Origin of the sequence: Stenotrophomonas sp. SKA14 (genome assembly GCF_000158575.1) — a bacterium.
Taxonomy (GTDB): domain Bacteria; phylum Pseudomonadota; class Gammaproteobacteria; order Xanthomonadales; family Xanthomonadaceae; genus Stenotrophomonas; species Stenotrophomonas forensis.
In genome coordinates this window covers 2,336,782-2,355,509 of sequence record NZ_DS999412.1, presented here as the reverse complement: position 1 = coordinate 2,355,509, position 18,728 = coordinate 2,336,782, and the positions used below count along the sequence as shown (strand labels likewise).

Sequence of the window (18,728 nt, the reverse complement as noted above, 5' to 3'; positions counted from 1 at the left end):
CTGATACCTCTCGTGGCCAGCTGCTCAGCGCCGCCAGGGCGCTACCAGAAGGCCACGATCAGCACGTCTGACGGCAGGCTTTGCTTTGGTGTTCCTGACACGCGCGAGAATCGATCCGAGCCGCCTGATATCGACTCCATCGCAGTGAGCGCTGCTGGGCAAGGACTCTACCCAACGTGGGAACGGGTCTTCATGGACGAGCACATTCCCGAACCTTCGCTCCCACCTGACCAGTGCATACCCTATGGATCCGGTCCCACCCCTGCCCCGCCGCTGCAGGTGGGCGCGTACTACCAGGTGGTGCTCTCTGGGTATACGCCGGATAGCCTGGACGATGGAACTTCGGGAAAGTTGCGTGTATTCAGAGCCTGCTTTCATCTAGGTGAATCCGCCGATGGCCGCGAGTTGAAGCCTGTCGTGGTGACCTGCGGGGATGTGCCCCAATCTTCGCTGCCCCCCTCATGAGCGGAGGGCTAATGGTTCGCGTGGCGCAGAGCGCAATCGCATGAACCGCTGCGGCAGGGGGCTCACCGCACTTCCGGCATCACCGGCTCCCAGCCTTCAACTGTCCCCGCGCATACTCTGGTACCCGCGATAGGTTTCACCCCATTCCCGCATCGCCAGCAGCACCGGCACCAGCGTGCGCCCGAATTCGGAAAGTTCGTATTCCACCTTGGGCGGAACCTCGGCATAAACATGACGGATCACCACCCCATCGGCCTCCAGCTCGCGCAATTGGCTGGTCAGCATCGATTGCGTGGCGTTCGGTACGCGCCGCGTCAATTCCATGAAACGCCGCTTGCCGTTCATCAAGTGGAAAAGAATGATCGGCTTCCACACGCCACCCATCACCGACAGCGTGACTTCCACGGCGCACCCGCTCTTGCCGTCCCAACGCCTGCTACGCATGCATACTCCGGAAAACCATAGTACCTACGGAAAAACATCGTTCTTGTTGCGATAACGGTGCGAGCCTAGCATGGGGCCATCCACTGAACGTGAGGCGCTTCCATGAGTTTCAAGGCACTGCTGACCCGCAAAACCGACAACGGCGTTTCCACCGAGCTGGTCGATTTCGACGAAGCCGACCTGATGGACGGCGACGTGCTGGTGCAGGTTGAATACTCGACGCTGAACTACAAGGACGCGCTGGCGCTCACCCATTCGCGCCCGGTCATCCGCACCTTCCCGTTGATTCCGGGCATCGACCTGGCGGGCGTGGTGCTGGAGTCGAGCAATGCCGGTTTCCAGCCTGGCGACCGCGTCGTAGTGAATGGCTGGGACCTGAGCATGGGCCACCACGGTGGCCTGGCCCAGCGCGCCCGCGTGCGCAGCGAATGGCTGAACAGGATTCCCGGCAACCTGACCACCCGCGATGCCATGGCCATCGGCACTGCCGGCTACACCGCCATGCTGTGCGTACTGGCGCTGGAAGACGCGGGCGTAGCCCCGGAAAAGGGCGACGTGCTGGTGACCGGTGCCAACGGCGGCGTGGGCTCGATTGCGGTAGCGATCCTTTCCAGGCTGGGCTATCGCGTGGTGGCCGCCACCGGGCGCCCGGAACACGCCGAGTATCTGCACAGCCTGGGCGCGGCCGAGATCATCGATCGCGCGCAGCTGTCAGAACCGCGCGACCGGCCGATCAGTGCCGAGCGCTGGGCGGGCGTGGTGGATGTGGCCGGTGGCCCGACGCTGGTCAACGCCATCGCCGAAACGAAATACCGCGGGGCCGTGGCCGCCTGTGGGCTGGCGCAGAGCGATGAACTGCATGGCTCGGTGCTGCCCTTCATCCTGCGCAACGTCACCCTTGCCGGCGTGGATTCGGTGAATGCCCCGCAGGACGTGCGCCAGCGTGCATGGGATCGCCTGGCCACCGACCTGGACCCGCAGAAGCTGGAAAGCACCGTGCAGCAGATCGGACTTGCCGAAGTGCTGGAGGTCTACGAGCAGATCATTCCGGGCAAGGTGCGCGGGCGGATTGTCGTTGATGTGAACGCGTGACACGCCATCAGCCAGCAAGACGGATGCGCGAGCGCCACATGCGACACCAAGGCCCCTTATCATGGGGCTGTAAGGGCGCTATACGCCCGGTGAAGCATGCAAGGCAGTATCTGGATGTCTATGGAATGGTGCCCCTCGGGCTGGGGCCAGCGTGTGACCCGCTCGCCACTGTGGCGGCTGCGGCTTGATGGCGAACACCTCGAGCTGACTCTTCGGGGCGAGCAATACCGCCAGCACGTGGATGGCGATCATCGCGTGCAGGTTGTCCCGGGGCTGTTCTGGGCCCGGGTTGCTCTGCAGACTGAACGTGGTCCTGTGTCCGTGGGCGGGCTGCCCAATCGGCAAGCAGCCCAACTTGCAGCGGCTGTGCAGGACGTGTTGTCCGCGCGCAGCACGCGCGGGCGCAGGGGCCTGTTCGAGGACGTGCTGGCGCAGATCCAGGCCTGGTTGAGCGCGGCGGACGCACTGACCGATCGCGGTCACGCCTGCCGACGTTGGATCACCCACGAACAACAACAAGCGCTGCTGGCCGACCGCCCCGCCCTGCCACTCTCCCCGGATGAGCTGGAGCGCCTGTTCCTCGATGCCAGCGTGCATGACGACCTGCGCTCCAGCCACCATCTGGCCGCGCTGGAAGCACTGAACGACTGGCATCTGGATTGGCCCGCCGTATGGGCCGAAGCGAACGACGCCATGGCCACGCGTGAGCTGGTCCTGGCCAAGGACTTCCTGGACCGGGTCGAGAGCAGACCGCTGACCGAGGAACAGGCCCGCGCGGTCATCTGCTTCGACAACCGCGTCCAGGTCGTGGCCTCAGCGGGCTCCGGCAAGACCTCCACGATGGTCGCCAAGGCGGCTTATGCCATCGATCGCGGCTTTGTCGAACCCGAACGGATCGTGATGCTCGCCTTCAACAAGGACGCCGCCAGGGAACTGGAGGAACGCGCACAACGCTGCTTCGATCGGCTCGGCATGGGCGATACCGTGGTTGAAGCGCGGACCTTCCATGCGTTGGGCCTGGCCATCATCGGCAAGGCCACCGGCCGCAAGCCCGACATTCCCGAGTGGGCCATCGACGCAACGCAGGGCTTCAACAAGCTGGCCGAGCTGGTGGATGACCTGAAGGATCGCTCGATCCACTTCCGCACCCAGTGGGACATGTTCCGGCTTGTGTTCGGCCGCGACCTTCCGCCGTTCGGCGCCGAGATGATGGCCGATGGCTACGACCGCGATGGCACGCCCTACATCCGCACCCTGCAGGGCGAGCGGGTGAAGAGCCTGGAAGAGTGCGTCATTGCCGATTGGCTGTTCTACAACGGCGTTGCGTACGACTACGAGCGCCGTTACGAATTTGATACCGCCACCGATACCCACCGCCAGTATCGACCGGACTTCTATTACCCGGACGCCGCGCTGTATCACGAGCACTTTGCGCTGGATGCCAATGGCCAGCCGCCGAAGCACTTCGACAATTACGCCGAAGGCATGCAGTGGAAACGCCAGCAGCACCTGGCGCGCGGCACCGCGCTGGTCGAGACCACCTCGTTTGGCCTGCGCAGCGGGCACGCCCTGCATGACCTGGCGAAGACGCTTGGCGCATCTGATATCGAGCTCGATCCGAACCCGGACCGCGAGCTGCCCGATGCGGGTGCCAAGCCGATGCCGGATGCGGACCTGATCGGCTTGATGCGCACCTTCATTGCCCATGCCAAGAGCAACTGCCTGACCCTGGACGACATGGCCGGGCGTCTGCGGCAGATGCCCGAAGACCACTTCAAGGAACGGTACCGCCGCTTCCTGGAAATCGCCGGCCCCGTATTCCAGGCCTGGGACGACGCGTTGGCCGACGAGCGCGGCATCGATTTCGAAGACATGCTCAACATGGCGGCCGGGCTGCTGGAGCAGGGACACTATGCGTCGCCCTACGACCTGGTACTGGCCGACGAATTCCAGGACGCCTCGCGTGCCCGCGCCCGTCTCTGCCGCGCACTGGTGAGCCAGCCCGGCCGCCACCTGTTTGCGGTGGGCGATGACTGGCAGTCGATCAATCGTTTTGCCGGCGCTGACGTTTCGGTGATGACCGGATTCCGCGAATGGATGGGGCATGGCCAGGTGCTGAAACTCGAGCAGACCTTCCGCTGCCCGCAGGCGCTGTGCGATATCTCCAGCCGCTTCATCAGCCGCAACCCCGCGCAGATTGCGAAGGCCGTGCGTTCTGCTGCGCCGTCGATGGGGCCGGTGCTGCAGGCCTTCCAGATGACCCGGCGTGAGGAAGTGCAGGATGGCGTTCGCCAGTATCTTGCCAAGCTGCACCAGCAGTTGTTGTCCGGGGCGGTGCCGCAGGGGCGCAACGGACGCGTGACGGTGTTCATCCTCGGGCGCTACCAGGCCGATCGCAGTGCGGTGCCTGCGGAGTGGAGAACGTCGTTTGGCAGCACGATGGACGTCGAGTTCCTGACCGCGCATCGCTCGAAGGGGCGCGAGGCGGACTACGTGATCCTGCCGGGCATGGTGAACCGCGGCTTCCCGAGCCTGCGCTCGGATGACCCGGTGCTGTCGCTGGCCATGCCCGATGGCGATACCTATCCGCTCAGCGAAGAGCGACGGTTGTTCTATGTAGCGCTGACGCGTGCGCGGCGCTCGGTGGCGATGTTCACCCTGCAGGGCAAGCACTCGCTGTTCCTGGATCAGCTGGTGAAAGACGGTGCGGTGGAAGTGACCGGGATTTCAGGCGCGGTCATCAACGAGGAACGATGCCCGGTGTGCAAGGTGGGCGTATTTGTGGAGCGGAATGGACCGCATGGACCGTTCCGGTCGTGCTCCAGTTACCCGTTGTGCCACAACAGGCCGAGGGGTGGGCGTCTGGGGTGAGCGCGTCTGACTTCGTGCACAGGCGCTCGCCCATGTCAGGCGGCGCAAGCTGACCTGATTGTCCGATGGCCATGTGACGGCTGCGGAGGCAGCAAGAAGGTCTGAGAGCCAATGGCGAGGACGTACCAGATTCGCGCCTATTTTGCCGCGTATCAATGACGGCGAGGGTGACGTCGCACGCCAAGCCAGGAACCAACGCCTCATTGAGAATCCAGCACCGGCCAGCCAGCCGGCCAGTCGCACCACCGCCGGATCGGAGTTCCTCCCAGCTCACTCGCCATCACGATAGGCGCTCTGTGACTTGAGGGAAAAATCTCCCCCAACCAATGGGGGAGATCAGGCCTGTCCTACGTTAATGGATACCAGTTGAGCATCAACGTGTAGTGGGCATGCCCCTCGGAAACTACGCTCCCTACGGGATCATCGATCTCATTGACACGCGAAATTCGATCGGCGAGAAATCGCGCTCAGTGACCGAAGATGCGTCATGTTCCAAGTGGTGGACCCAGGTCCAGAACAATATGCGCGGGGTAAAATAATGCACGCCAGATCGATCCTGTTTACAGCCATTCTTGCGGTCACCGCGACTGCCTGCTCAGAACACACGACCTCTGACCAGAGCAGCGTATCAACGACGACAGATCGAGCCGTTTCGCGGCCTGCCAACCCGGATCAGGCACCACGCGCCATCGCGTCACAGCACTCAAACGTTGGCGGCCCCAATGACTCCAATGCAATTACGCAGCGCCTGTGCACTGGAGACTGCAGAGACGCCGGTCCGTTGGAGGCGAAATCGCAAGAAGAAGCCGAGTGGCTGATCCGCCACAAGTACCCATCGCAAGCTGAACTCGAGCGACTGCGTTCAGATTCGCTGGACATACTGCAACAAAAAGTCTCAGCGGGTGACCCCACTGCGGCCGCGGTGCTGGGAAAACGGATTGCCATGGAGAAGAACTTCATGGACGGCCAGGTGATGCTCCGAAATCAGGTGCTATCAGGCAACGTCTATGCGCTATACGCGATCTCGGAGTCGTACCGCGAATCGAAGGTGCCAAACCCGGTAGATGGTGCAGCTTACCTCCGTTTGGCCTACATCATGGGCGACCACAAAGCAGCGATAGAGATTGCAAAGATGCGCCTCAGCTCAGCCGAGCTGGCGGCTGCCGATAGCAGGGCGTCCCTGCTTTACAAGGGATTCGCAGGCGACCAAGTACCTGATCCACGCCCTCAAGGGTAGGCGCACTACAACCCGTAGGGCGCTCTCCTGAGGGCGCCCTTACTTCACCGGTTGGATTGCATGACCTAGTGCAGAAGCACCATCGGGGCGTGGAATGACCTATCCCATGCCAGCAATGTCTCCTACAACAAAAAAGCCCCTGAAAAAAACAGGGGCTTCTTCAGTTCTGGCGGAGAGAGTGGGATTCGAACCCACGGAAGGTTTAACCCTTCGCCGGTTTTCAAGACCGGTGCCTTAAACCGCTCGGCCATCTCTCCGTATCGGCCCAGCCTGCTGGCCGGGCACGCATTCTCGCACGGCTGGGCGATTTGCCCAAGACCGGCGTAACACCGGGCGTGGCCCGGCGCTATCGGCAGCCTCAGCCCGCGTCCACCGCCAACGCACCCAGTGCACTGGCCTTGATCCGCTCCTTGGCCTTTTCACAGGCACCACCGCAATCCAGGCGCGAAGCCTCCAGCTGCGGCGGCAGATGCTCGGCCAGGAAGTCGATGAATACCCGCACCGCCGGCAGCAGGCCGCGACGCGAGGCGAACACGGCGTGGCACACGCCCTGTGGCAGCGACCAGTCCGGCAGCACCACTTCCAGCTCGCCATTGCGCACCGCATCGGCGCACACGGTTTCCGGCAGCATGGTGATGCCGAAGCCGTCCTTCACCATGCTCTGCAGCAGCGGGAAGTCGAAGCCGGCTACGCGCGGCTGCAGGTCGACCCGGCGCACTTCGCCTTCCGGGCCATGCAGCTCCCAGCGCTGGCGCGCTTCGTCTTCGCTGATGCTGAGGGTGACGTGCTGGGTCAGCTCTTCCGGGTCCTTCGGGCGGCCGGCACGGTCCAGGTACTTCGGGCTGGCCACCAGCAGTTCCTGCACCTGGCCGAAGCTGCGCATCACCAGGCTGCCGTCGTCATCCAGGCGCGAGCGCACGCGCAGGGCGACGTCGTAGCCTTCATTGATGATGTCCACGCGGCGATTGCTGATGTTCAGCTGCAGGCGCACCTTCGGGTACTGCTCCAGGAACTTGGGCAGCAGCTTGGGCAGCTGCATCTGCGCCAGCGACACCGGCACGCTGGCGCGCACCACGCCGCGCGGTTCCGCGCTGAGGCGGTCCACGACTTCGCGCGCGGCCTGCGCCTCGGCCAGCATGGTCTGCGCGTGGCGGTGCACGCTGGTACCGACGTCGGTCACCGCGAAACGGCGCGTCGAGCGCTGCAGCAGGCGCACGCCCAGGTCGGTTTCCAGCTGGCTGATGCGGCGGCTCAGGCGCGACTTGGGGATACCCAGTGCGCGCTCGGCGGCGGCAAATCCGCCGTGGTCGACCACCATCGCGAAGTAGTACAGATCATTCAGGTCATGCATGCCCGAGTTCCATATCTAGAACAATACGTGGCATTCAACCACCTTTATCCCGCCTTTGCAACAACCTATCGTTCTCTCCGTCGGCGGGGCCACCCCGCCCCTTCCTCCCAGAACATAGGTGACTGCCATGAAGCTTCTGCATCTCGACGCCAGCGTGCTTGGCGACAACTCCGTGTCCCGCCAGCTGTCGGCCGCCGTGGTCGCCCGCTTCACCGGCCAGATCGATGGCCTGCAGGTCGATTATCGCGATCTTGACGCCAATCTGGTACCGCATCTGCGCAGCAGTTCGCTGGCCAAGACCGATGCCGCCGAGGCGACCGATGCTGAACAGGTGATGCAGCAGTTCCTGGACGCCGACATCGTGGTGATCGGCGCGCCGATGTACAACTTCAGCATTCCGTCCACCCTGAAGGCCTGGATCGACCGCGTGGCCGTGGCCGGCCGCACCTTCAAGTACACCGAGAACGGCCCGGTCGGCCTGGCCGGTGGCAAGCGGGTGATCATCGCCAGCAGCCGTGGCGGCATCTACACCGATTCGCCGGCCGACTTCCAGGAGCCGTTCCTGCGCCAGGTGTTCGCCTTCATGGGCATCAACGAGGTCGAGTTCGTGCGTGCCGAGGGCATCGCCTACTCGCCGCAGCACCGTGAAGACGCCATTGCCGGCGCGCTGGCCACCCTGCCCTCGCACGAAGTGGCCGAAGCCGTCGCGGCATAACGCGTTCCAGCGTTCGGCGCCCCTCTCTCCTCGTCAGGGCGCTGAACGCGGGCCGGGATCCCCTCCCCCATCCCGGCCCACCCCGGCGGCCCCGCACTGCGGGGCCGTTTTTTTGGGCGACGCGCTAGGCTGGGGGCATGAACTACATCGTGACGGCTGCGCACCGCAGCGAATTTCCGCACCCGATCACCCTGCGCCGTGGCCAGGCGCTGGTGATGGGCGAGCGTTATGAAGGCCCGGAGGGCTGGGACGACTGGTTCCTGTGCGAAGCCGAGGGACAGCAGCCCGGTTTCGTGCCGGCGCCGGTGATCGGCCGCGATGCGCAGGGTGGCGCTTTTGCCACGGAGGCTTATTGCGCGCGGGAACTGGATGTGGATCCCGGGCAGGTCCTGCGCGGGGAACGCACGCTCAATGGCTGGGCGTGGTGCGTACCGGAAACGGGCGACCCCGGATGGGTGCCGTTGGAGAAGGTGCGCGTTATGGCGTGATCGCGGTGGTTCATTCACGCCATGTGTGGATGCGACCCGGTTCAGTAGATCCACGCCATGCGTGGATTCGGTGCCATGCAAGCATGGCACCCACCAGAGCCACAGCAATGCCATGCAAGCATGGCACCCACCGGAGCCAGGGCGGTGCCATGCACGCATGGCACCCACCCGATCAGGCAATCAGCCGATGGTTTCCAGGCCGCCCATGTACGGGCGCAGCGCTTCCGGCACGGTGATGCTGCCGTCGGCGTTCTGGTAGTTCTCCATCACCGCGATCATCGCGCGGCCAACGGCCACGCCCGAGCCATTCAGCGTGTGCGCCAGCTCCGGCTTGCCGGTGGCCGGGTTGCGCCAACGGGCCTGCATGCGGCGGGCCTGGAAGTCACCGCAGTTCGAGCACGAGGAAATCTCGCGGTAGGTCTCCTGCGACGGCAGCCAGACTTCCAGGTCGTAGGTCTTGATCGCCGAGAAGCCCATGTCGCCGGTGCACAGCAGCACCTTGCGGTACGGCAGGCCCAGCTTTTCCAGCACCACTTCGGCGCAGCGGGTCATGCGCTGGTGCTCGGCGTCGCTGTCTTCCGGGCGGCTGATCGAGACCAGCTCGACCTTCTCGAACTGGTGCTGGCGGATCATGCCGCGCACGTCGCGGCCACCGCTGCCGGCCTCGGCGCGGAAGCACATCGAGTGGGCGGTCATGCGCAGCGGCAGGCGCTCGGCATCGACGATCTCGTCGCGCACGATGTTGGTCAGCGGCACTTCCGAGGTCGGGATCAGGTAACGCGTGGAATCACCCACGGCGGTCTTGAACAGGTCGTCCTCGAACTTCGGCAGCTGGCTGGTGCCACGCAGCGAATCGGCGTTGACCAGCAGCGGTACGTTGGTTTCTTCGTAGCCGTGCTCACCGGTGTGCAGGTCGACCATGAACTGGGCCAGCGCGCGGTGCAGGCGCGCGATCGGGCCACGCAGCACGGTGAAGCGCGAGCCGGACAGCTTGGCGGCGGTCTCGCCGTCCAGCCAACCATTGCGGGCGCCGAGCTCGACGTGATCCAGCACCTTGAAATCGAACTGGCGCGGGGTGCCCCAGCGCGCCTGCTCGACGTTGTCGTTCTCGTCGGCCCCGGCCGGCACGTCATCGGCCGGAATATTCGGGATGCCCATCGAGATCGCATCGATCTTCTCGCGCAGCTCGTCCAGCGCCACTTCCGAAGCCTTCAGTTCGTCGGCGAACGCGGCGACCTCGGCCATGATGGCCGAGACGTCCTCGCCCTTGGCCTTGGCCTGGCCGATGGCCTTGGAACGGCTGTTGCGCAGGCTCTGCAGCTCCTGGGTCCGCACCTGGATACGCTTGCGATCGGCCTCCAGGGACTCCAGGGCAGACACGTCGAGCTCGAAGCCGCGGCTGGTGCGCAGGCGTTCGGCGAGGTCGGCGGGCTGGTGGCGGAGCAGGGCTGGATCAAGCATGGCAGGTGTCGTGGTGGGTATCAGGGATGGGATTATCGCTTGTTATACGGATTTCTGCCGCCCGGTTCATTCCCGCCATGGCAGAATCGGGCTATTCCGTACTGGTCCGGTCCATGTCTGCACCCCGCTCGTCGTCCGCCAAGTCGTTCACCGTGCATATCCCGCGCAACGCCCTGAAGATCGCCGGCATCGCGTTCGGCGTGGGCATCCTGCTGTTCGTGCTGGTCTGGCTGACCGGCCGCGACAAGGAATTCTTCCGCGCCGACCCGGCCGCACAGACCCCGCAGGAAACGGCCCAGGTGGAGCCGTTGCCGGAGCCGCTGGCCGCGGCCGCAGGCTCCAGCGACATGCCCGATGCCAAACCGGCCCCGGTGGAGGAAGAAGCCCCGAAGCTGGTCGAAACCGCCCCGCCGCCGCCGGCTCCGGTGGCAGAAGCGGCCCCGGCTGCACCGGGCCCTGCGCCGGCGGCCACCGGCAACAGCCAGCCGATGCCGATTGCCGGCCAGTCGCCGCCGCCTGCCTATCCTGCCGCCGCCCTGCGCGCCGGTGAGACGGGCAGCGTGGTGGTGCGCGTGGATGTGGATGCCACCGGCTACCCGAACAACGCCACGGTGATCCAGCGCAGCGGCTCACGCGAGCTCGACCGTGCCGCCACCGATGCAGTGCGCCGCTGGCGCTTTACCCCGGCGCAGAGCAACGGCCAGGCCGTGCCCGGCAGCATTGAAGTGCCGTTCGACTTCAAGACGCAGTAACTGAACGCTTGCCGGCAGGCAAACTGAACCCTGCCGGTTGCGTTGACGCAATGCTGACACTCCTCGTCCATGGCTCGGGCAACACTGCCCACGTCGTCCATTGACGGAAGGAGTTTGCGATGACTGCCACCACCCACGAAGACCTCCATTCGCCGCAGCTGCAGCAGGATTCCAGCGTGCAGCACAGGCCCACATCACCGTGGATGTGGATCGCGCTGATCGTGGCGATGTTCGCGGCCGCCCTGCTCTGGCTGCGTCACTCGAACCAGGAAGATGTGGCGCCGGCACCGGTTGGCGAGCGCATGCTGCCGGCCCCTGAGCAGGCCGCGGTGCCCGATGCTGCGGCACCTGCCGCGCGCCAGGCCGCACCGGCTTCCAGCCAGCGCAAGGCCGCGCCGGTGGTGCGCAATCGTGAAGCGCGCCCGCTGGCCAGCAACCGCATGCCGACCTACCCCGCCGCCGCACTTCGTAGTGGCGTGCAGGGCAGCGTGATCGCCAGCCTGAATGTCGATACCCACGGCAATGTCGCCAATGCTGCGATTGTTTCGCGCAGTGGCGAGCGCAGCCGCGACCTGGATCGTGCGGTGCTCAACACCGTGCAGAACTGGAAGTTCCAGCCTGCGGTGCATGACGGCCGCGCAGTAGCAAGCGTGGTGCGGGTCCCGGTGGATTTCCGTACCGAGCAGCGTTGATCGCGGACGAGGGGTTCGTGATGTTTCGACGGAGGCTTCGGCCTCCGTCTTTTTATCTGGAGAAGAGTGCCAACCAAGGTTGGCACCTACCGGTCGATGAAAGCGTGCCAACCAAGGTTGGCAGCTACCGGGTTGTGTCGTCCGCCGGACGTGGCCGCTCAGGCCAGGTTGAACCCGGCGCTGCGCGCCAGGCCGTCGAAGTCCGGGAAGGATGTGGCGACGTTGGCGATGTCGTTGATGCGCACTTCGCCATCGCTGATCTGGCCGGCGATGGCGAACGCCATGGCAATGCGGTGGTCGCCGTGGCTTTCGATGGTGCCGCTGCCCAGGCGCACACCACCATGCAGGGTGGCGCCATCTTCGGTTTCATCCACCTGCATGCCCAGCGCGCGCAGGCCGGTGGCCATCGCGGCGAGGCGATCGGATTCCTTGACCCGCAGTTCGGCGGCGCCGCTGACCACGGTCTGCCCTTCCGCTGCGGCAGCGGCCACGAACAGTGCCGGGAACTCATCGATCATGTCCGGCACCAGCGATTCCGGAATGCGCGCGCCCTTCAGCGGTGCATAGCGCACCACCAGATCGGCCACCGGTTCACCGCCCTGCTCGGCCGGATTCTCTTCGGTGATGTCCGCGCCCATCAGGCGCAGTGCATGCAGCAGGCCGGTGCGGCGCGGATTCAGGCCAACCTGCTTCAGGCGCAGCTCGGAGCCGGGAATGATGCTGGCCGCCACCAGGTAGAACGCGGCCGAGGAGAAGTCGGCCGGCACCACGATGTCGGTGGCACGCAGGCGCTGGCCGCCACGCAGGCGCGCCTTGCCCGGCGAGAATTCGATGTCCACGCCAAACGCGGACAGCATGCGCTCGGTGTAGTCGCGGGTCGGGTGCGGTTCGGTCACCTGGGTTTCGCCCTGCGCATACAGGCCGGCCAGCAGTACGGCCGACTTGATCTGTGCGCTGGCCACCGGCGAGGCGAAGTCGATGCCGTGCAGTGTCTGGCCGCCATGCACGTGCAGCGGCGGTGTGCCATCGCTCTCGGTATCGATCTTCGCACCCATCTGCGACAGCGGGCCAGTGACGCGGCGCATCGGACGGCCGGACAAGGATTCGTCGCCGATCAGCGTGCAGTCAAATGCCTGGCCAGCCAACAGGCCCGCCAGCAGGCGCATGCCGGTGCCGGCGTTGCCGCAGTCCAACGGCGCGTCCGGTGCTTTCAGGCCATCGATGCCGACGCCGTGCACGATGCGCTGCGACGGGCTCGGCGTTTCGATGCGTACGCCCAGCTGGCTGAAGATGCGCGCGGTCGCGCGGGTGTCTTCGCCTTCCAGGAAGCCGTCGATATGCGAGGTGCCATCGGCCAGCGCGGCGAACATCACCGAGCGGTGCGAGACCGACTTGTCGCCGGGAATGGTCAGGCTGCCCTGCAGCGGCTGGCCCTTGCGGGCAATCCAGTGTTGCGCGTTGCTCATCGTTCGATCATTCCGTAAACGCCAGCAGCGCCGGCGATGCATCAGGGGGCAGCGGCCGCAGCCGCCACAGCAGCACTCAGGGCACGGCCACCGGATAGGAACCCAGCACCTTGATCTGCGCCGAGTGCGCTTCCAGTTCGGCCAGCGCGGCCTGCATCGGCGCGTCGTCGATATGACCGGCCAGGTCGATGAAGAAGCCGTATTCCCACTTGCCGTGGTGCGACGGGCGCGACTCGATGCGGTTCATGCTGATGCCATGGCGGGCGAACGGGCTGAGCACGTCGAACAGCGCACCGGGCTTGTCATGGATGAACACCAGCACCGAGGTGCGGTCATGGCCCGAGGTCGGGAAGATGTTGCGGCCCACCACCAGGAAGCGGGTGGTGTTGTCGGCGTCGTTCTGGATCGGCTTGGTGACCACCTTCTTCAGGCCGTACACATGGCCGGCGCTCTCGCCACCAATGGCGGCTGCGTCGTCGGCATTGCGCGCACGGCGCGCGCCTTCGGCGTTGCTCGACACCGGAATCTTCTCGGCCTTCGGAAGGTTGGCGCGCAGCCAGGCCGAGGTCTGCATGAACGACTGCGGGTGTGCGTAGATGCGTTCGATGTCCTCGATGCGGCCGCTGCGCGACATCAGGTACTGCTGCACGCGCAGCTCCACTTCGCCGCAGATCTTCAGGTTCGAGGTCAGGAACATGTCCAAGGTGATCTGGATGGTGCCCTGGCCCGAGTTTTCCACCGGCACCACGCCGAAATCGGCGTTGCCCGCTTCCACTTCCTGGAACACTTCTTCGATGCTGGCCATCGGCAGGCCCAGCGCCGAGCGGCCGAAGTGCTTGAGCACGGCCTGCTGGCTGAAGGTGCCTTCCGGGCCGAGGTAACCGATCTTCAGCGGCTCCTGCTGGGCCAGGCAGGCCGACATGATCTCGCGGTAGACATGCACCAGCAGCTCGTCGCTGAGCGGGCCTTCGTTGCGGTCCACCACCATGCGCAGCACCTGCGCTTCGCGCTCGGGGCGGTAGTAGTCGACGGCGGCGGCGAGCTTGCCCTTGGCCTTGCCCACCTGATGGGCGAAGCGCGCGCGCTCGGCAATCAGGTTCTGGATGTCACGGTCGATCTGGTCGATCTTCGAGCGCACATCGGCCAACGCCAGCGGCGCCAGGGTCGGTGCCGGGTTCGACGCGGCCTTGGCCTTGCCCTTCGCCCTGGTGGGCGCGCTGTCCTTGGCCGGTTCTGCCTTCTTCGGCGCCTTCTTGCTGGATCTGCTGCTTGCCATCGGAGTTCCTTGTTGCGGGGCACGCACCCGACGGTGCGCGCCGTTCATTGCTCAACCGTGACGCTGCTGGAAATCGGCCATGAAGGCGACCAGCGCCTCGGCCCCGGCCAGCGGCATGGCGTTGTACAGCGAGGCGCGGATGCCCCCGACCACCTTGTGCCCCTTCAGCGCCAGCAGGCCGGCGGCCTTGGCCTCGGCAACGAAGCGGGCATCGAGGTCGGCATTGGGCAGGAAGAACGGGATGTTCATCCGCGAACGCGCCGCATGCGCGACTTCGTTGCGATAGAAGCCACCGGAGCCGTCGATGGCGCCGTACACCAGGGCGGCCTTGGCGGCGTTGCGCTTGGCGAACTCGGTCACCCCGCCTTCGGCCAGCATCCACTTGAACACCAGGCCGGCCAGGTACCAGTTCCAGGTCGGCGGGGTATTGAGCATCGAATCGCGGGCGACGTGCGAGCGGTAATCGAAGATGTCCGCGCGCGGCTGGCCGCTGCGTTCAAGCAGGTCACGGCGGATGATCATCACCGCGATACCGACCGGCCCCAGGTTCTTCTGCGCACCGGCATAGATCACGCCGTAGCGGCGCACGTCCAGCGGCTCGCTGGCGATGGACGAACTGAAATCGGCGATCAACGGGACGTTGCCGGTGTCGGGCACATCACGGAACTCGACGCCGTGGATGGTCTCGTTGGCGGTGATGTGCACATAGGCGGCATCGGGCGAGAGCTGCCAGTCGGCACGCGGCGGCAGTGTGCGGTAGCCATCGGCCTCGCTGCTGGCGGCAATGTTGACGTCCACATAGACGCCGGCCTGTTTGACCGCGGTCTTGCCCCAGTGGCCACTGACCACGTAATCGGCGCGCTGGCCGGGGGCGGCGAAGTTGAGCGGGATCAGGGCCTGCTGGGTGGTGGCGCCACCGGACAGGAACAGCACCGCATAGTCGTCGGGGATGTCGAGCAGGCGACGCAGGTCGGCCTCGGCCTCGGCCGCCACGGACATGAACTCCGCGCCGCGATGGCTCATTTCCACGATCGAGGCGCCGGACCCGTGCCAGTCCAGCATTTCCGCCTGCGCCTGGCGCAGGACCGATTCCGGCAAGGTTGCAGGGCCGGCACTGAAGTTGAACGCGCGCGTCATGTCACACCTGTGAGGCAAGACCCCTAGTATGCCGCAGTGCACCAGCGTTGCGGCCTAGTGCGGCAAGGGAAATTTGGTTTCATTGGAATCCATTGGCCGCCAGAATGGTGCCGGTGGTCGCCGACCTTGGTCGGCGTACGCCGTCAGGCGTCAAGTCCACCGGAGAAGCGTGCCGACCAAGGTCGGCACCCACCAGGAGCGGGGAAATGAGCGCGGTCCCGGCAGCGCCGGGCCATGCCCGGCCAATTCAGGTCAGCGCGCGCCGAACCAGAGCAGCAGGCTGAGCAGCGCGGCCAGCAGCAGTGCGCTCACCAGCAGCCACGGCCAGCGCCGCACCTTGCGCGGTGCAGCCGGCAGCACCGACGCCTGCTCGGCATCCTGGCTCGTCTCGTCCTCGACCGGCAGCGGCCGCCGACGCGGATCATGCGGTACTTCCAGCACGAAACGGTGCTGGCCATCGAACACCACCTGGTCGCCGGCCTTCAGCCAGCAGTGCCGCACGGCCACGCCGTTGACCCGCGCGCCTTCGGCACTGCCGAGGTCGCGCAGCAGCACGCGGTCACCATGCACTTCCACCCGCGCATGCTGTTCGGCGAAGGCCGGATCATCGATGGCGATGTCCGCCTCGCTGCTACGGCCGATCACGCGGGCCCGCGACAGGGTGAAGCTGCGCCCATGGTGCAGGCCGCCGACACCGCGCAGCAGGCGCTGCTGTTCGTCGGTAACCTCTTCGTTTTTCGGTGCCGGTGCCTGCAACAGGCTTTCGATTTCGCCCTGCAGCACCATCTCCACGCCATCCACATACACTGCGTCGCCTGCACGCAGCAGGGCCATCCGGCGCACCGGGCGGCCGTTCACGTGGATGCCGCGGATGCCATTGCCGACCTGCAGCCAGAGGCCGCGTTCGTCCATGCAGAACTGCGCAAGCAGCAGGGCGCCGTTGCCGGCGTCGCCAAGCCGCACGCTGCCGTTGGCCTGGCGCACGATGCGCTGCACCCCGGGCCGCAGGGGCTGGTCGGGCTGTTGTTGCTGACTGAAGTGAACAAGCAGGTTCTGCACGCGGCGCAGCCTAGCAGGTTGGCCGCCAACGAAGAAGAACCCGCGATGAGTGCTTGGCGCGAAGGCCCTCGATGCGCACAATGCTCGCCCTCATTGATCATCCCCGCCCTGCGCCAGGAGCCTGCATGTCCACCATCGATGTCCGCCACGCCCACGCCCTGCCCGACGCACAGGCGCGCGCGGCAATCGAACAGGTTGCCGCCAAGCTGTCCGAGCGCTTCGGCCTGAAGTCCTCGTGGACCGCCGATGTGCTGAACTTCTCCGGCAGCGGCGTGGACGGTGCGATCGAACTGCAGCCGGGCGCCGTGCGCGTGACCGCCAAGCTGGGCTTCCTGCTGTCGGCGATGAAGGGCATGGTCGAAGGCGAGATCCAGCGCGTGCTGAAGGAAAAGCTGGGCTGAATCCCGACGGCGGCCGTCACGGCCGTGCAACGCCAACGCGCGCTACTCTCGGGGCAGGCCCAACTCCCACGGGAAGTGCGATGAACCAGTACGAGAACGACGACCGCCGCAACGACGACGCTTCTTTCGGTGACCAGGCCGAGCGCTTCTCGCGCAAGCTCAGCGACTCCGCGCAACAGGTCTGGCTGGCCGGCCTCGGCGCGCTGGGCCGTGCCCAGGCCGAAGGCAGCCGCTTCTTCGATGGCCTGGTGAAGGAAGGCGAAGCCTGGGAGGCACGCCGCCGTGAACGCAACGGCGAGCAGGGCCCGGGTTGGCGCGACAACGTGGAATCGTCGCTGGATGAGGCCCGCGAGAAAGCCTCCGGCACCTGGAACAAGGTCGAAAAGGCCTTCGACGACCAGGTGCAGGGCGTCCTCAAGCGCCTGCATGTGCCCACCGCCGACGAAGTGACGGCGCTGGAAGCCCGCATCGATGCCCTGCATGCGCGCCTGGCCAAGCTGGAGAACCGCGCCGCCTCCGGTGCCGACGCCCCCGCCCCGGGCAGTCATCAATCGCCGGGCAGCGTGCCCTGAGCTGCCAATGTTGCAATGCAATAAATTTTGATTGACAATCGCGAGCAACCCGCCAATCGCTTCGGCTGCCGTTTGTTCCCTCCCCTCACGGCTTCAGGATTGGCGGGTTTTTCGTGTCCGCCGTATGCCGAATCTGCGTGCGCCGTCACGTTTCCTGTCAGGAACCTCCTGACCCAGCGGCGCGATACGACCTTTACACTGTCGTCTTCCGCACTCGCCCCTTCCGCGCACCTCCTGCATGCTCCCCTGGATCCTGGCCCTGCTGTCGGCCCTGTTTAGCTGTTCCCTTGCCGTTGTGTATCTGTGGTGGATCAAGCGGCGGCAGAAGGAGATGCAACTCGGCCTGCAGGCCCTGGCCGGCATGCACTGGCGCGAATTCTCGGTACTGGTCAAGCGCATGCTGCGCGAGCAGCGCGGCCTGCGTGAACTCAGCGATACGACGGAAGAATCGCGCGAGCCGAGCAGCGACTTCCTGCTCAGCGACGGCCCCAACACGTGGCAGGTGTCATGCAAGCATGGCCTGGCCTACCGTATCGGCACCGCCGCGGTGAATGAGCTGGGCGCGGCTGCCCGCCTGGCCGGCGCCAGGGGCGGCATACTGCTGACCGAGGGCCGGATCGAACGCGATGGCCGCAGCGCCGCTGAGAAGCAGGCGGTTGAAGTGCTGGACGGCCCACGCCTGTGGCCGTTGCTGCAGCCCTACCTGCCGGGCGACATCGAAGCGCGCGTGCGTGCCAGCGCCCGACATGAGGCGCTGCGTCGGATCGCCATTGCCGCACTGGGTTCGGTCACGCTCGGGTTGCTGGTGGGCCTGGGCCTGCAGGGGCTGCACAGGGAAGAGGCCAGGCCCGTTGCCCCCGCACCCATGGCGGCCGCTCCTGCGGTCGCGCCTGCAACCGAGCCCGACCCGGCCGCGGCGGCACCGGCCACTACACCGGCCCCCTCGGACGCAGACGCGCGCAGCAATCCAAACCCGGATGCGGCCACCCTGGATCGCTACCAGGCCGAGCTCGCCCGTGCCCTCGCTGGCAAGCCCGGTATTGCCAGCGGCGTGTGGCTGACCCGGCAGACCCTGGCGATCAACCGCACCGGTGAACTGGACGCGGTGTGGCCACGGGTCTGCGAGGAAGTGCTGCACTACCCCGCGCTGCGCAACGTGCGCATCCAGCTCAATGCCCGCCCCGGCGTGGATGAGCCGGTGCGCTGGCGGCAGTGCGCTACGTATTGATGAGGCAGCATCCACGCATGG

The 18,728-nt window shown here is 65.8% G+C and carries 17 protein-coding genes and 1 tRNA gene; 10 read left to right on the top strand and 8 right to left on the bottom strand.

Translation table 11 applies throughout. The annotated features are described in order from the left end of the window. Positions 1–561: 561 nt before the first annotated feature. Positions 562–909: a helix-turn-helix domain-containing protein gene (locus SSKA14_RS10705; protein ID WP_040007447.1), complete on the bottom strand. Its 348-nt coding sequence runs from the start codon at positions 907–909 to the stop codon at positions 562–564. Between the two features lie 102 nt (positions 910–1,011). On the opposite strand from SSKA14_RS10705, the gene SSKA14_RS10700 reads away from it, so the two are divergent. The 3 genes from SSKA14_RS10700 (at position 1,012) to SSKA14_RS23800 (ending at position 6,109) form a co-directional block, all read left to right on the top strand. Further along, on the top strand, positions 1,012–2,001 hold the full coding sequence (locus SSKA14_RS10700) for an MDR family oxidoreductase (protein WP_008265890.1): 990 nt from the start codon (positions 1,012–1,014) through the stop codon (positions 1,999–2,001). A gap of 120 nt (positions 2,002–2,121) precedes the next feature. Further along, positions 2,122–4,872 (top strand): UvrD-helicase domain-containing protein, encoded by a 2,751-nt coding sequence (locus SSKA14_RS10695; RefSeq protein ID WP_040007445.1) that lies wholly within the window; start codon positions 2,122–2,124, stop codon positions 4,870–4,872. 487 nt (positions 4,873–5,359) lie between these two features. Next, complete coding sequence (locus SSKA14_RS23800) at positions 5,360–6,109, top strand: hypothetical protein (protein ID WP_157635935.1); 750 nt, start codon at positions 5,360–5,362, stop codon at positions 6,107–6,109. 167 nt (positions 6,110–6,276) lie between these two features. On the opposite strand, the gene SSKA14_RS10685 is transcribed toward SSKA14_RS23800, so the two are convergent. Together SSKA14_RS10685 and SSKA14_RS10680 are read right to left on the bottom strand one after the other, a co-directional pair. After that, positions 6,277–6,366, bottom strand: a tRNA-Ser gene (locus SSKA14_RS10685). A 101-nt stretch (positions 6,367–6,467) separates the two neighbouring features. After that, positions 6,468–7,460 carry a LysR family transcriptional regulator gene (locus tag SSKA14_RS10680; RefSeq protein ID WP_005410175.1) on the bottom strand — a complete coding sequence of 331 codons (993 nt, stop codon included), beginning with the start codon at positions 7,458–7,460 and terminating at the stop codon, positions 6,468–6,470. A gap of 127 nt (positions 7,461–7,587) precedes the next feature. Between SSKA14_RS10680 and SSKA14_RS10675 the strand changes: the two genes are divergently transcribed. Together SSKA14_RS10675 and SSKA14_RS10670 are read left to right on the top strand one after the other, a co-directional pair. Then, complete coding sequence (locus tag SSKA14_RS10675; protein ID WP_008265811.1) at positions 7,588–8,175, top strand: NAD(P)H-dependent oxidoreductase; 588 nt, start codon at positions 7,588–7,590, stop codon at positions 8,173–8,175. A gap of 137 nt (positions 8,176–8,312) precedes the next feature. Continuing rightward, positions 8,313–8,663, top strand: a complete 351-nt coding sequence (locus SSKA14_RS10670) for a hypothetical protein (protein ID WP_008268071.1) — start codon at positions 8,313–8,315, stop codon at positions 8,661–8,663. A gap of 180 nt (positions 8,664–8,843) precedes the next feature. On the opposite strand, the gene serS is transcribed toward SSKA14_RS10670, so the two are convergent. Continuing rightward, positions 8,844–10,124 (bottom strand): serine--tRNA ligase, encoded by a 1,281-nt coding sequence (gene serS / locus SSKA14_RS10665; protein WP_008267501.1) that lies wholly within the window; start codon positions 10,122–10,124, stop codon positions 8,844–8,846. A gap of 113 nt (positions 10,125–10,237) precedes the next feature. Here serS and SSKA14_RS10660 point away from each other — a divergent pair, with 113 nt between their 5' ends. Continuing rightward, entirely contained in the window at positions 10,238–10,876 is a 639-nt protein-coding gene (locus SSKA14_RS10660; RefSeq protein ID WP_040009559.1) for an energy transducer TonB, read from the top strand. Positions 10,877–10,995: 119 nt separating this feature from the next. After that, complete coding sequence (locus SSKA14_RS10655; RefSeq protein WP_008264705.1) at positions 10,996–11,568, top strand: energy transducer TonB; 573 nt, start codon at positions 10,996–10,998, stop codon at positions 11,566–11,568. A 158-nt stretch (positions 11,569–11,726) separates the two neighbouring features. On the opposite strand, the gene aroA is transcribed toward SSKA14_RS10655, so the two are convergent. From aroA to SSKA14_RS10635, 4 genes are all read right to left on the bottom strand, one after another. Next, positions 11,727–13,034 carry a 3-phosphoshikimate 1-carboxyvinyltransferase gene (aroA, locus tag SSKA14_RS10650; RefSeq protein WP_008264583.1) on the bottom strand — a complete coding sequence of 436 codons (1,308 nt, stop codon included), beginning with the start codon at positions 13,032–13,034 and terminating at the stop codon, positions 11,727–11,729. Positions 13,035–13,110: 76 nt separating this feature from the next. Further along, positions 13,111–14,310: a prephenate dehydratase gene (gene pheA, locus SSKA14_RS10645; RefSeq protein ID WP_008265157.1), complete on the bottom strand. Its 1,200-nt coding sequence runs from the start codon at positions 14,308–14,310 to the stop codon at positions 13,111–13,113. A 51-nt stretch (positions 14,311–14,361) separates the two neighbouring features. Further along, on the bottom strand, positions 14,362–15,447 hold the full coding sequence (gene serC, locus SSKA14_RS10640) for a 3-phosphoserine/phosphohydroxythreonine transaminase (protein WP_008266461.1): 1,086 nt from the start codon (positions 15,445–15,447) through the stop codon (positions 14,362–14,364). Between the two features lie 252 nt (positions 15,448–15,699). Then, positions 15,700–16,506, bottom strand: a complete 807-nt coding sequence (locus SSKA14_RS10635) for an FHA domain-containing protein (protein ID WP_008266877.1) — start codon at positions 16,504–16,506, stop codon at positions 15,700–15,702. Positions 16,507–16,631: 125 nt separating this feature from the next. Here SSKA14_RS10635 and SSKA14_RS10630 point away from each other — a divergent pair, with 125 nt between their 5' ends. The 3 genes from SSKA14_RS10630 (at position 16,632) to SSKA14_RS10620 (ending at position 18,707) form a co-directional block, all read left to right on the top strand. After that, entirely contained in the window at positions 16,632–16,907 is a 276-nt protein-coding gene (locus tag SSKA14_RS10630; protein WP_005417302.1) for a polyhydroxyalkanoic acid system family protein, read from the top strand. Between the two features lie 80 nt (positions 16,908–16,987). After that, complete coding sequence (locus SSKA14_RS10625) at positions 16,988–17,479, top strand: phasin family protein (RefSeq protein WP_008265365.1); 492 nt, start codon at positions 16,988–16,990, stop codon at positions 17,477–17,479. 238 nt (positions 17,480–17,717) lie between these two features. Continuing rightward, entirely contained in the window at positions 17,718–18,707 is a 990-nt protein-coding gene (locus SSKA14_RS10620; protein WP_008264540.1) for a restriction endonuclease, read from the top strand. Positions 18,708–18,728: the final 21 nt, after the last annotated feature.